Origin of the sequence: Caballeronia sp. EK (genome assembly GCF_014384845.1) — a bacterium.
GTDB classification, from domain to species: domain Bacteria; phylum Pseudomonadota; class Gammaproteobacteria; order Burkholderiales; family Burkholderiaceae; genus Caballeronia; species Caballeronia jiangsuensis.
This window is the reverse complement of sequence record NZ_JACSUE010000007.1, coordinates 391077-403940: the sequence shown is the minus strand read 5'-3', so window position 1 is coordinate 403940 and position 12864 is coordinate 391077. Positions and strand designations below refer to the sequence as shown.

10 protein-coding genes are annotated in these 12864 nt (G+C 63.4%); 9 read left to right on the top strand and 1 reads right to left on the bottom strand.

Annotated elements, in window-relative coordinates:
• Positions 1–89: 89 nt before the first annotated feature.
• The 9 genes from tviB to IAG25_RS23205 all read left to right on the top strand — a co-directional run bounded on the left by tviB (position 90) and on the right by IAG25_RS23205 (position 11321).
• The gene (gene tviB / locus IAG25_RS23245; RefSeq protein ID WP_187606941.1) at positions 90–1367 is read left to right on the top strand and encodes a Vi polysaccharide biosynthesis UDP-N-acetylglucosamine C-6 dehydrogenase TviB; all 1278 of its coding nucleotides are present in this window, start codon (positions 90–92) and stop codon (positions 1365–1367) included.
• Positions 1368–1483: 116 nt separating this feature from the next.
• Positions 1484–2695 carry a glycosyltransferase family 4 protein gene (locus IAG25_RS23240; RefSeq protein ID WP_035500332.1) on the top strand — a complete coding sequence of 404 codons (1212 nt, stop codon included), beginning with the start codon at positions 1484–1486 and terminating at the stop codon, positions 2693–2695.
• A complete protein-coding gene (locus IAG25_RS23235) occupies positions 2688–3761 on the top strand; it encodes an SDR family oxidoreductase (RefSeq protein WP_187606940.1) in 1074 nt (357 codons plus the stop codon). The genes IAG25_RS23240 and IAG25_RS23235 overlap by 8 nt, the downstream gene beginning before the upstream one ends.
• On the top strand, positions 3758–4924 hold the full coding sequence (locus IAG25_RS23230) for a glycosyltransferase family 4 protein (protein ID WP_187606939.1): 1167 nt from the start codon (positions 3758–3760) through the stop codon (positions 4922–4924). The genes IAG25_RS23235 and IAG25_RS23230 overlap by 4 nt, the downstream gene beginning before the upstream one ends.
• A gap of 10 nt (positions 4925–4934) precedes the next feature.
• Positions 4935–6098 (top strand): glycosyltransferase family 4 protein, encoded by a 1164-nt coding sequence (locus IAG25_RS23225; protein WP_187606938.1) that lies wholly within the window; start codon positions 4935–4937, stop codon positions 6096–6098.
• Positions 6098–7117: a hypothetical protein gene (locus IAG25_RS23220; protein WP_187606937.1), complete on the top strand. Its 1020-nt coding sequence runs from the start codon at positions 6098–6100 to the stop codon at positions 7115–7117. The genes IAG25_RS23225 and IAG25_RS23220 overlap by 1 nt, the downstream gene beginning before the upstream one ends.
• A gap of 47 nt (positions 7118–7164) precedes the next feature.
• Positions 7165–8247 (top strand): hypothetical protein, encoded by a 1083-nt coding sequence (locus tag IAG25_RS23215; protein ID WP_238212433.1) that lies wholly within the window; start codon positions 7165–7167, stop codon positions 8245–8247.
• Positions 8248–8252: 5 nt separating this feature from the next.
• Positions 8253–9263, top strand: a complete 1011-nt coding sequence (locus tag IAG25_RS23210; protein WP_187606936.1) for a polysaccharide deacetylase family protein — start codon at positions 8253–8255, stop codon at positions 9261–9263.
• Positions 9264–9386: 123 nt separating this feature from the next.
• Complete coding sequence (locus IAG25_RS23205) at positions 9387–11321, top strand: acyltransferase family protein (protein ID WP_187606935.1); 1935 nt, start codon at positions 9387–9389, stop codon at positions 11319–11321.
• Between the two features lie 49 nt (positions 11322–11370).
• On the opposite strand, the gene murJ is transcribed toward IAG25_RS23205, so the two are convergent.
• Positions 11371–12756 (bottom strand): murein biosynthesis integral membrane protein MurJ, encoded by a 1386-nt coding sequence (gene murJ, locus IAG25_RS23200; RefSeq protein WP_187606934.1) that lies wholly within the window; start codon positions 12754–12756, stop codon positions 11371–11373.
• Positions 12757–12864: the final 108 nt, after the last annotated feature.

The following is a 12864-nucleotide window of genomic DNA, read 5'->3' as shown; positions in this document are numbered from 1 at the left end:
GACTTATCCGGCATACACTCGTGCTGGACCCCGAATCAAAAAGTAGTACTAAATAAACGTCCTGAGTCGTATAACGAGGAGAAGTGAATATGTTCTCGCCGCAAGAGTTGAAACTCGGCATCGTGGGCCTGGGTTATGTCGGCCTGCCGCTAGCCGTCGAATTTGGCAAGCGTCATCCTGTCGTGGGCTTCGATATCAACCGCGCGCGCATCAACGCGCTGAAGGAAGGCCGCGATGTGACGCTCGAAGTCGACGATGCCGAGCTGGCCTCCGCGACGTTGATGCAGTACAGCGCCGAAGTCGAAGATCTGCGCAACTGCACGGTCTTCATCGCCACCGTGCCGACGCCGATCGATCACTACAAGCGTCCGGACCTCTCGCCGCTGATCGGTGCGTCGACGACCATCGGCAGCGTGCTGAAGAAGGGCGATGTCGTCATCTATGAATCGACGGTTTATCCCGGCGCGACCGAGGAAGAATGCGTGCCCGTGCTCGAGAAGATGTCGGGCCTGAAGTTCAACGAGGACTTCTTCGTCGGCTACAGCCCGGAGCGGATCAATCCGGGCGACAAGTCGCACCGTCTGCCGGACATCAAGAAGGTCACGTCCGGCTCGACGCCCGAAGTGGCCGATTTCGTCGACGAGCTGTATCGCGGGATCATCACCGCGGGCACGCACAAGGCGAGCAGCATCCGCGTCGCTGAAGCGGCCAAGGTGATCGAGAACACGCAGCGCGACGTCAACATCGCGCTCATCAACGAACTTTCGATCATCTTCAACAAGATGAATATCGATACCGAATCGGTGCTGCTCGCGGCCGGCACGAAGTGGAACTTCATCCCGTTCCGCCCGGGCCTCGTCGGCGGCCACTGCATCGGCGTGGACCCGTATTACCTCACGCACAAGGCGCAGGCGATCGGCTATCACCCGGAGATCATCCTCGCCGGGCGCCGTCTGAACGACAGCATGGGCAACTACGTCGTCTCGCAACTCGTGAAGACGATGACCAAGCGCGAAATCGCCATCTCGGGCGCGCGCGTGCTGATCATGGGCCTCACCTTCAAGGAGAACTGCCCGGACCTGCGTAACACGCGCGTGGTCGACATCATCGCCGACCTCAAGGAATACGGCGTCCAGGTTGACGTGTACGACCCGTGGGTGTCGAAGGAAGAGGCACATCACGAGTACGGCATCGATCCGATCGAGCAGCCGGCGAAGGGCGTCTACGACGCGATCGTGCTCGCCGTGGCGCACCGCCAGTTCGCCGATGAAGGCGCGGACGGCATCCACGCCTACGGCAAGGCGAAGCACGTGCTGTGCGACCTCAAGTACATCCTGCCGGCCGAGGCGAGCGACATGCGTCTCTGAAGCTCGGTGGCATCGGGTTCAGCCGATGCAGGCCGTCGCACAACATCGCCGCGGTTCGGCTCCCGAAAATTCGGGGGTTGCCCGCGGCGATGTCAACCGGACCTTCGGAGTTCGCAATGAAGATGCCCAAGGTAGTTCTGTACGCCAACACCGATTGGTATCTATTTAACTTTCGCCTTTCGTTCGCTCGCAAACTGCGCGATGCGGGTTTCGAAGTCATTCTGTTATCACCGGACGGCGAATACGGCCCGAAGCTGCGCGATCTCGGTTTTCGCTGGCACGCGGTGCCGATGAACCGTCGCAGCCTGAATCCGCTTCGCGAACTGGCGCTCGTGCTGTGGCTCGCGCGCTTCTTCCGGCGCGAAAAGCCGCAGCTCGTGCACGGCTTCACGATCAAGAGCGCGGTGTACGGCTCGTTCGCGAGCAAGCTCGCCGGCGTCCCCGCGCGCGTGAACGCGGTCGCGGGCATGGGCTACGTCTTCACGAGCCGCGACCTCAAGGCGCGTATCCTGAAGCCGGTCGTACGCCAGGTGATGCGCACGGCGCTGAATGGCCGCGACAGCATTCTCGTCCTGCAGAATCCGGACGACATCAAGCTGTTCGAAGCCGCGCGCATCGTCGAGTCGAAGGGGATCCGCCTCATCAAGGGATCGGGCGTCGATCTGACGCGCTTCAAGGTGCGCGAGGAGTCGCCCGAGGACGCGGTCAAGCCGCTGCGCATCCTGCTGGCGGCGCGGCTCGTGTGGGACAAGGGCATCGAGGAATATGTGGAGGCGGCGCGCATGCTGCGGCGCGAAAATCGCACCGTGCGCTTCCTCCTCGCGGGCTCGCCCGATGACGGCAATCCGGCGTCGGTGAGCACGGCGATGGTGCAGGGCTGGGTGAAGGAAGGGCTCGTCGAATGGCTCGGTCATGTGAGCGACATGCCGAAGCTCTTCGCCGAAGTGGATGTGATGGTGCTGCCGAGCTATCGCGAAGGCTTGCCGAAAGCGTTGATCGAGGCCGCCGGTTGCGCGTTGCCGCTGATCACGACGGATGCGCCGGGTTGTCGCGAAGTGGTCAGCGAGTCGGGCGTGGATGGCTTGCAGGTGCCGGTGCGCAATGCCGGCGCGCTCGCCGACGCGATCCGCCAGCTCGACGACGACCGCGCGCTCGCGAGAAAGCTGGGCCTCGCCGCGCGGGAAAAGGCACTGAAGAATTTCGACGAACGCATCGTCATCGAGAAGACGCTGGCCGTGTATCGCGAGCTGGTGCCCTCGATCGCGATAGAAGGCGAGCGCCGCGAACACGCCGCGCCCGTCGGTAATCTTGGAGACTTTCATGTCTGATCGTTACGAATCGATCCGCCAGCAACTGACGCGCACGCCGCGCAAGTGGCTGATCACCGGCGTCGCCGGGTTCATCGGCTCGAACCTGCTCGAAGCGCTCCTGAAGCTCGATCAGGAAGTGGTCGGGCTCGACAACTTCGCGACGGGCCATCAGCGCAATCTGGACGAAGTGCGCTCGCTCGTGACGCCCGCGCAATGGGACCGTTTCAGCTTCATCGAAGGCGACATCCGCAATCTCGACGATTGCCGCGCCGCGGTGAAGGGCGCCGCCCACGTGCTGCACGAAGCGGCGCTCGGCTCGGTGCCGCGTTCGGTGAACGACCCGATCACGACGCACGAAGTGAACATCAGCGGCTTTCTGAACATGCTGGTCGCCGCGCGCGACGCGAAGGTGGAGAGCTTCACCTACGCGGCGTCGAGCTCGACCTACGGCGATCATCCGGGCCTGCCGAAAGTCGAGGATCGCATCGGCCAGCCGCTTTCGCCCTACGCGGTGACGAAGTACGCCAACGAACTGTACGCATCGGTATTCGCGCGCACGTATGGCCTGAACGCCATCGGCCTGCGTTACTTCAACGTGTTCGGCAAGCGTCAGGACCCGGACGGCGCGTATGCGGCCGTGATTCCGAAGTGGACCGCCGCGCTCATCGACGACGAGCAGGTGACCATCAACGGCGACGGCGAAACCAGCCGCGATTTCTGCTTCATCGACAACGTCGTGCAGATGAACATCCTCGCGGCGCTGTCGGACGCCGAGGCGCGCAACCAGGTCTATAACGTCGCGGTCGGCGATCGCACGACGCTCAATCAGCTCTATGACGGCCTGAAGCGCGTGCTCGCCGAGAACGGCGTGCTGAACGACGGCAGCCCGGTGTACGCGCCGTTTCGCGCTGGCGACGTGCGCCATTCGCAGGCCAACGTCGACAAGGCCGCGCAGTTGCTCGGCTACGCGAACGCCATTGCGCTCGCCGACGGTCTCGCGATCGCGATGCCCTGGTACATCCGCTTCCTTTCCGGGCGGCGTCTCGAGCCGGCCGAAGCCGAAATGGCGACGAGGACCGCATGAAGATCGTCGTTTTCATCTACTCGATGCACGGCGGCGGCGCGGAGCGCGTCACCGCCAATCTCGCGAACGAGTGGGCGGCGCTCGGCTGGGAAGTGACCGTCGTCACGCTGACAGCCGGTGAAGGCGACGTCTATCCGTTCCATCCGGGCGTGAAGCGCATCGAGCTGGGGCTTGCGGGCGGCGTCGAAGGCGGCGGCGTGCTGCGCACGGCGCTGTCGAACCTGAAGCGCGTGCTCGCCTTCCGCAAGGTGCTGCGCGAGACGAAGCCGACGGTCGCGCTCGGCGTCATGGCGACCGCCAACGTGCTCGCCGTCCTCGCGGGCATCGGCTTGCCGTACAAGATCATCGCGAGCGAGCACACGCATCCGCCGAGAGCGCCGCTCACGCCGTTCTGGGAGCGTCTGCGGCTTCTCACGTATCGCTTCGCGGACAAGGTCGTCGCGCTCACCGACGAGACCCGCGAATGGATCGAAACGCATTGCCGCTGCACCGACGTGAAAGTGATTCCGCCGCCGTTCACGCTGCCGATCGCGAGAACGAATCCGATGATCGAGCCGCGCAGCGTCGTCGGTGACGAGCGTCGCGTCCTGCTCGCGGTCGGCCGGCTGTCGCCGGAAAAGGGCTTCGACAGTCTCATCGACGCGTTCAGGAAAATCGCCGGCTCGCTGCCGCAATGGGACCTCGTGATCGTCGGCGAAGGTCTTGCGCGCGCGAGCCTCGAACGGCGCGTCGAAGAGGCGAAGCTGCATGGCCGCGTGTTCCTGCCGGGCCGCGCGGGCAACGTCGCGGACTGGTACGACCGCGCGGATCTCTACGTGCTGAGCTCGCACTTCGAAGGCTTCTCGATGACGCTCGTCGAAGCGATGGCGAGCGGCTGCGCGGCCGTGAGCTACGACTGCGATTCCGGGCCGCGCGTGATCGTCACGCACGGCATGAACGGGCTGCTCGTGAATCCCGTCGGCGATTCCAATGCGCTCGCGAAGTCGCTCGAAACGCTGATGCGGGATGACGCCGAGCGTCATCGCATGGCGCTGTGCGCGACCTCGGTCAACGACACTTTCGCGCTGCCGAAGACCATCGCGCTGTGGCAGGAAGTGTTCGAAGAGTCCGGCGTGAAGGTTCCGCTGCGCGCGGACCTGCGCGTGCCCGTTGTCGAACGATGAGGAGCCGACGATGAAAATCATGCTCGTCGTCAGTTCGATGGGAAGCGGCGGCGCCGAGCGCGTCGCGGCTTCGCTCGTCAATGCATGGGCGCAACGCGGCGATACCGTGACGCTCGTGATCACGTACAGCGGCCGCGGCGCGTGCTTCTATCCGCTCGCCGAAAACGTGCGCTGCATCTTTCTCGCCGATCGCGTGAAGGCCGGCGCGCGCATGCTGCAATATCCCGCGCGCTTTCGGGCGTTGCGCGGGCTGATCCGCGAGAGCGCGCCGGATGTCGTCGTGTCGTTTCTCTCGAACGTGAACATCACGACGATTCTCGCCACGCGCGGGCTGGGCGTTCCGGTGATCGCGTGCGAGCACATCGACCCTTCCGCCGATGGCCGCTCGCAGCTCATGAGTCAGATGTGCCGCTTCGTCTATCCGAGCGCGGATCTGCTGACGCTGCTCACGGACAACATGGAGGCATCGTTCAGAAAGATGGTGCCGCGCGTGAAGCGCATCGAAGTGGTGCCCAATCCGCTGCCGGACGAGTTGTTGCTGTTGCAGCCCGAAACGGTCGAGAAAAGCGCGCGCAAGCGGCTCGTCGCGGTTGGGCGTCTGAACACGCAGAAGCAGTTCGATTTGTTGATCGATGTGTTCGCGACGCTCGCGCCCGAGTTTCCCGACTGGGACCTGTGGATCTGGGGCGAAGGCCCGGAGCGCGCGGTGCTCGAAGCGCAGGTCGCGCAGTTGCAGATGGGCGAACGCGTGCTGATGCCGGGCAAGACCACGAGTCCCTGGGAGGAGATGGCGCGCTCGGATACGTTCGTGCTGTCGTCGCGTTATGAAGGCCTGCCGATGGCGATGCTCGAAGGCATGGCGCTCGGACTTGCGACCGTCGCGTTCGACTGCAAGAGCGGCCCGCGCGAACTGACGCGCGACGGTCAGGACGGCGTGCTCGTGCCGCCCGGCGACAAGGCCGCGCTGATCGATGCGCTGCGCCGCGTGATGTCGGACGAAGCGCTGCGCGTCGAACTCGGACGCAAGGCGGCGGCTTCGGTGCGGCAACGCTACTCGTCGCCGGCGATTTTGCGCCAGTGGGACGCCATCTTCGCGCAACTCGGCGCGCGCTCGCGTGGCGACGAAAGCAAGGGCACGGCTTATCGACGCACGATCACGGGAGAGAAAGCGTAATGGTCGACCGGCGACGCGTGATCCACTCGCTGCTGATGGGCGCCGTGGCCGGCGGCTCGGGCGCGCTCGGCCTGAACGCGCGCGCGGCCGAGCGGCGCGACGTCGTCACCGACAAGTCGTTCGGCGTGAAGGGCGACGGCAAGACCAATGATCGCGTGGCGCTGCAAATGGCCATCGACCGGTCCGTCGATCAGACGCTGTTGATCACGGGCCGGTGCCGCATCGACGAGAAGGGGCTCGATCTGCGTCGCAACAGTCACGTGCGTTTCGCGCCGGGCGCGTCGATCAAGCTGTTGCCGCACGACACGTCGTTCTATTCGATCTTCCGCATCTGGGACGTGAACAACGTGCTCGTCGAGAACGCGGTGCTCGACGGCAGCAAGGAGCTGAACGCCGCCAAGCCGGAGCTGCGCGAGAACGGCCACGGCATGGGCTTTTCGATCGCGGGCAGCACCGAGGTGACGCTCATCTCGCCGAAGACGGTCGGATGCTGGGGCGACGGCATCTATATCGCGAACAGCTACAACGTCGGATTCAAGTACAGCAGCGGCATTCGCGTGGTGAATCATCATGCGGACCGCTGCCGCAGACAGGGCGTGTCGATCATCAGCGGACGCAATATCGTGTTCGAAAATCCGCTGTGGGAGAACATCGGCGGCACGCAGCCTGAAGCGGGGCTGGACGCGGAGCCGAACAGCAATGCGGACATTCTCGAGAACATCCGCATCGTCAATCCGACGACGCGCAAGTGCCGGTACGGCATCATCGTCTGGCTGGAGGAGATCGTCGGGCCGATGCCCAAGCATATCGATATCGGCATCACGAATCATCGCGACGAAGGCGCGAGCGATGCGGCGTTCGCGGTGTCGGCGCTCAAGCTGAACGGGCGCAAGGTATCCGGGCAGATCGCCAGCCATTCGCCGACATGGGTCAGCCCGCGGCTTTCCACCGTCGAGAGCATCGATTACGACAAGGCGGGACCGAAGATCGTCGTCACCAACCTGAGGCTCGTGCCATGACAGCCCGCGCCCAAGGACAATAACTAAAGCGGAACAAGGCCAATACGATGCAATCAACGACAATGGACAACACCGCGCAGCAAGTTGCACCCGCGAAGCGGATACGCGGATTCGCGTACTTCATGACGCCCTCCGGATGGGCGTTCCTGGTGCTGGCGACCGCCGCGATTTCGATCGTCGCGTTCCGCGAGCGCAGCGTCGGGCTGATCTTCGACCAGGAAGCGTACATCCAGTACTTCCGCTCGACGGATTGGCACTGGCTCGTGCAGTTCTATCAGAACCGCGAGTCGGACATGGGCTTTCTCATCAGCCTGATCACCGAAGAGCTCGGCTGGCGCTCGTGGGTCATTCTGCTCAACGCGTTCGGCGTGACGCCCGAAGGCGGCATTCGCACGACGGTGGTGCTGCTCAATCTGATCGTGATGTATTCGCTGCTGCAGACGCGGCGGCCGCTGATCGGCCTGCTCTTGTGGCTCGTCATTCCGTACGCGCTCGCGACCGTCGGACTGTTCCAGATCCGCCAGGGCTTCGGGCTCGCGATCGCGATGCTGTTCGCCTGCCGCTTCAACCGCCCGACGCTCGGCATGGGTCTCGCGAGCTTCGTGCATACGACCTTCGCGGTGCCGACCGCGCTTCTTCTTGCCGCGGGGTTCGGCGGCGAGAAGAAGCGCTCGCTCATCGTGGTCAGCGTGACGGCGATCGTGCTGGCGTCGGCGGCGAAGTTCCTGTTCGCGACCTACGGCGGACGCCGCATCGACGAATACACCGGTTATCAGGAAAACTTCACGATCAAGCTGCTGGCGCTGCTGTTCTTCTACACAATGGCGTCGATCATGGTGCTGTACTCGTCGTGGCGCTCGCCTGAAACGAAGCGCGAGATCAACTACACGCGTCTGTCGATCATGCATTTCGGCCTGTTCGTTTATCTCGTCGTCGCGTTCTTCGTGTTTCCGTTCGCGAAGGGCCGCGTCTGGTATTGCGTGCCCTTGCTCCTGCCGTTCCTCGCGCCGGAGATCAAGTTCAAGAACGCGGCCGTTCTCGTCATCACCTTCGGCGTGTTCGTGGCTGTCGCCGCTGACGCAACGAAGAGTTATTTCGAAGGCGTCTATCACTACTTCCTGATGCCCTGACGACGATGTCCTACTTCCTGATTTCACTCGATTTCGAATTGATGTGGGGCGTGCGTGACCATCGCACGATCGCTACATATGGAAAGAACATCCTCGGCGTGCGCGAGGCGATTCCGGCCATGCTCGCGATGTTCACGAAGTATCACGTGAAGGCGACATGGGCGACCGTCGGCATGCTGCTCTTCGATAACAAGAAGGACCTGCTCGCGAATCTGCCCGATGTCCGGCCGACTTATACCGACGCGAAACTGAGCCCTTACACGAACGGTTATCTCGATTCGATCGGCGCGGACGAAAAGAGCGATCCGTACCATTATGGCCTTTCGCTCGCGCGGCAGATTGTCGATACCGAAGGCAGCGAGCTCGCGAGTCACACGTTCTGTCATTACTACTGTCTCGAAGCGGGGCAGGACAAGGCGCAATTCGCCGCCGACATGCACGCGTCCGTTGCGGCGATCCGGCGTCTCGCCGATCCGCCCGCGAGCATCGTGTTTCCGCGCAATCAGGTGAACAACGCGTATCTATCGGTCTGCGCGCAGGAGGGGCTGATCGCGTACCGGGGCACCGAGCGCAACTGGATGTATCGCGAAACATCGCGCGCCGACGAAGCCGCGCTGCGCCGCGCGGCGCGTCTCGCCGATGCCTATGTCAATCTCTCGGGCGATCACGCCTTCGATCCGCGCCCTTCGCGCGGGCTCGTCGATGTGCGCTCCAGCCGCTTCCTGCGTCCGTATGCGCGCAACAAGCGGGCGCTCGAATGGCTGCGCATCCATCGGATCAAGCAGTCGATGACTTCGGCGGCGCGCACCGGACGCTCGTTTCACTTGTGGTGGCATCCGCATAACTTCGGCGCGAATCTCGCTGAAAACCTCGCGGTGCTCGAAGCGGTGCTCAAGCATCATGCGCATCTGAGAGACACCTACGGTGTGCAGCCCGCGACCATGGCAGAAGTCGCGCGGGCGACGCAATCGGAAGAGAGCAGGCTTGCGGAGATGGAGTTCGGGCTGTTCGTTTGACGAAGTACGAAAGACGGTAACAAGACACTAGAAAACCACCGCGGACCGCGGGTGCGCTGCATTGGCGATGGCCATTGCAGTGCGTCGGCGCGTGCGCGGGATAAGAACAAAGGGGGAAGTGCGATGAATTTCCGTAACGACATAAACGGCTTGCGCGCGTTCGCGGTTCTCGCGGTCGTCCTTTTTCACTTCGATGTGCCCGGCTTCAAGGGCGGCTTTCTCGGCGTCGACGTGTTCTTCGTGATTTCAGGCTACCTGATGACGAGCATCATCTTCAGGCGCATGGAGAAGGGCAGGTTCTCGGTGCTCGAGTTCTATGCCGATCGCGCGCGGCGCATTATTCCGGCGCTCGCGTTTCTCTGCTTCGCACTCGGCGTGCTCGGCTGGCTCGTGTTCCTGCCTTCCGAGTTTCGCGCGTACGGCAAGGCGGCGGGATCGAGCCTCGGGTTCTTTTCCAATATCGTTTATTGGCGTGAGGCGGGTTACTTCGATGTCCGCTCGCATCTGAAATGGCTGTTGCACACGTGGTCGCTTTCCGTCGAATGGCAGTTCTATCTGCTGTATCCGCTCGGCATTCTGCTCGTGCGCAAGCTCGTCGGGCAACGCGGGACGGTGATCGCGCTGATCGGCGTCGCGCTCGCGTCGCTTGCGGTGTGCGTCTATCTCTCCGATCCGACTAAATGGCCGACGGCCGCGTTCTTCCTGCTGCCGACGCGCGCCTGGGAGATGCTCGCGGGCGGTCTCGTGTACCTGTTCCCGGTGACGCCGCGCAGGTCCGTTCGCCGGACGATCGAATTCGCCGGTCTCGCGATGATCGTGTACGGCGCGCTCACCTTCAACGAAAGCAACGCGTGGCCCGGCTATCTCGCACTCGTGCCGGTTCTCGGCACGGCGCTCGTGCTGCTCGCGGCGCGCAAGCATTCGATTTTCACGTGCAATCCGCTTGCGCAATTCATCGGCAAGATTTCGTATTCGGTCTATCTCTGGCACTGGCCGTTCGTCGTTGCGCTCACGTACTTCGACAAGGACGGCTCGCTGCCCTGGCGCGTGGGCGCCATCGCGGGCGGCTTCGTGATGGGATATATCTCGTATGCGCTCGTCGAGTCGAAGACGAGAAAGGCGTCGCAAGGCGAGGCGCGCGCGTTCCCGAGGTTCATCACGCTGCGTCCGATTCTCGCGTTCACGCTGCTGCTCGCGGCCGGCGGCGGCAGCATCTATGCGAGCCAGGGCGTGCCGAATCGCTTCGACCGTTCCGTGTTCATCGCCGATAGCGAGACCTACGATACGAATCCGCACCGCACGAAGTGTCACATGATGATCGATCCATGCGATGTCGCGAACAAGCAGAAGGATAGCCGCGTGGTGGTCCTCGGCGACAGTCACGCGGAGGCCATCGCCGAAGCGGTCGTCGATGCGGTGCCCAACGGCAAGCCGGAGGATGTCCTGCTCATCACGATCGAAGGCTGTCCGACGATCTACGGCATCCGTCGCGGCAACGGCGACTGCTTCGATCAGGACCGCAAGTACATCGACATCCTGAGCCGCGACGAGACCGCGAAGACGCCCGTGATCATCGCCAATCACTGGTCGCAGTACTGGTCGGGTCCGACGATGGATGAGTTTGCGTTCGTCAATCCCGAGCAGCCCGCGCAGACGCCCGCGCCGTTTTCGACCGAGCTGTATCGCGAGCACTTGCTGTCGACGGTCTGCCGCATCTCGAAGATCCGGCCGGTCTATCTGGTGGAGCCGATTCCGGAGTTCGACTTCAATGTTCCGCTGATGCTCGCGCGCGAGAAGATGAAGGACCCGCACGCGCCCGATCTGTCGATCACGCTGTCCGATTACGCCCAGCGCAACGGCGGCTTGCTGCAGGCGATGCGTCAGGCGCACGACCAATGCGGCATCCATCTGCTCGACCCGCGCCCGTTCCTGTGCCCGGACGGCAAATGCATGGGCTCGCACGACGGCCGGCCGCTCTATTCCGACTACCACCACATGAGCGAATACGGCAACCGCTTCCTCGTGCCGATGTTCCGGCGGGTCTTCGAGCAGAGCTGAGAGACAGCAGGATGATGCGAACGCGCGGCCTCCCTCGGGAGGCCGTTTTTCATTGGGGCGTAGCGGTATCGGGTGTCGGGCCGTTACCGGTGAAAGGCGGCGCGAAGCGCGTCCAGAAGATGTAGCACGCGAGCACGGAGATCGCGCCGATGCCGGTTGCGAGCAGCACGCCCTGAGCGCCGTAGAAACGCACGAGAATGACGTTGCCGATGATCTTGGTCGCGAAGCCGATCAGCGAAATGACGGAGATAGCCCGATAGCGCGTTTCGCTCGCGAACAACTGCACGAGCACGCACATGCCGAAGTAGAACGGCACCTGCAGCAGCCCGTAGCGAAAGAGCGTGGTGACCGCGATCGTGTCCTCGGGCGTGAAGGCGCCCTTCTGGAACAGCAGCTTGACCACATACGGCGCGAGCGCGTAAGCGAAGAGTCCGCCGACGAGACCGAGCATCGTCATGATGCCCGACCACTTCAGCGCGGTGCTGCGCGCGCGCGCATGATCGCCGCGATGAAGAATCTCCGCGAGGATCGGCAAGGTCGCGCGCGTGATCGCGAGCGCGCCCATGCTGAGCACGAGCGAGAGCAGCCGGTTCGCGTAGCCGAGCGTCGCGATGGCGCCGTCGCCTTGCTGCGCCATGAAATATTGATCGATGGGAAGCCAGAGACTCGCCACGACCGAGCCGATCGTGAGCATGCCCATCGAGCGGATCGTCGATGGCCATTGCTTCGCGCGTGCCGAGACGCGTGGCAGCACGGGCATCGCGTCGGCGCGCTTCGCGAGCACCCGCAGCCACGCGGCCTGCACCACGAAGCCGAGCGACGTGCCCAGCACGAGCGGCGTGATCGACGTGTTGTTGCGCGCGGCGAGCACGAAGACCAGGAGGCCGATGGCCGGCACGCATTCCAGCAACGTATTGATGTGCTTGCCCGAAGCCTGCAGGCGCGAGGAAGAAATGCAGATCGTGAAGGTCAGCAGACCGACCGGCGTCATGCTGATGATCATCGCCCGGCACATGTCGCGCGTCGATTCCGCGAGACTGCCCGCGATGACATCCGCGAGATAAGGCCAGAACAGCCAGAGCAGGAGAGAGGACGAGAGGCCGATGACGAGCCCGATGCCTTCCAGCTCGCCGAGAAAGCCGTCGCGTTGTGACTTGTCTTCCTTCAGCGACACGAGCGCAGGAACGAGCAGCACGGCGAGCACGTTCGTGAGCATCGTAGGCAGCCAGGTGACGAGCGTAAGCGCGAACTGATAGGCGTCGACGGTGCCGCTGATCCCGTAGCGATACGCGATCGCCATTTCCTTCGATGCGCCGATGCATTTCCCGGCGATCACGAATATCAGCAGGACGACCGCGCTTCTCGCGATTCGCTTGTGATCCTGATGCACGCCGCCGAGACGTCGTCTTACCGATTGCACAGCTGCGCTCAGCACGTGTACTCCTCCTGCGTTGGAGCCTTTCGTCGCGTGGCCGGACGTCGGGTCGAAATCGCCATGCGATCGGATACGCGAAGGCCAGCGGCATTCGCGTGAGAGTGACGA

Excerpts from the sequence above, each read along its gene's own strand:
- IAG25_RS23210 (WP_187606936.1), top strand. The coding sequence starts at position 8,253 with ATGTCCTACTTCCTGATTTCACTCGATTTCGAATTGATGTGGGGCGTG.
- IAG25_RS23205 (WP_187606935.1), top strand. The coding sequence starts at position 9,387 with ATGAATTTCCGTAACGACATAAACGGCTTGCGCGCGTTCGCGGTTCTC.
- IAG25_RS23240 (WP_035500332.1), top strand. The coding sequence starts at position 1,484 with ATGAAGATGCCCAAGGTAGTTCTGTACGCCAACACCGATTGGTATCTA.
- IAG25_RS23235 (WP_187606940.1), top strand. The coding sequence starts at position 2,688 with ATGTCTGATCGTTACGAATCGATCCGCCAGCAACTGACGCGCACGCCG.
- IAG25_RS23220 (WP_187606937.1), top strand. The coding sequence starts at position 6,098 with ATGGTCGACCGGCGACGCGTGATCCACTCGCTGCTGATGGGCGCCGTG.
- IAG25_RS23230 (WP_187606939.1), top strand. The coding sequence starts at position 3,758 with ATGAAGATCGTCGTTTTCATCTACTCGATGCACGGCGGCGGCGCGGAG.
- IAG25_RS23225 (WP_187606938.1), top strand. The coding sequence starts at position 4,935 with ATGAAAATCATGCTCGTCGTCAGTTCGATGGGAAGCGGCGGCGCCGAG.
- tviB (WP_187606941.1), top strand. The coding sequence starts at position 90 with ATGTTCTCGCCGCAAGAGTTGAAACTCGGCATCGTGGGCCTGGGTTAT.
- IAG25_RS23215 (WP_238212433.1), top strand. The coding sequence starts at position 7,165 with ATGCAATCAACGACAATGGACAACACCGCGCAGCAAGTTGCACCCGCG.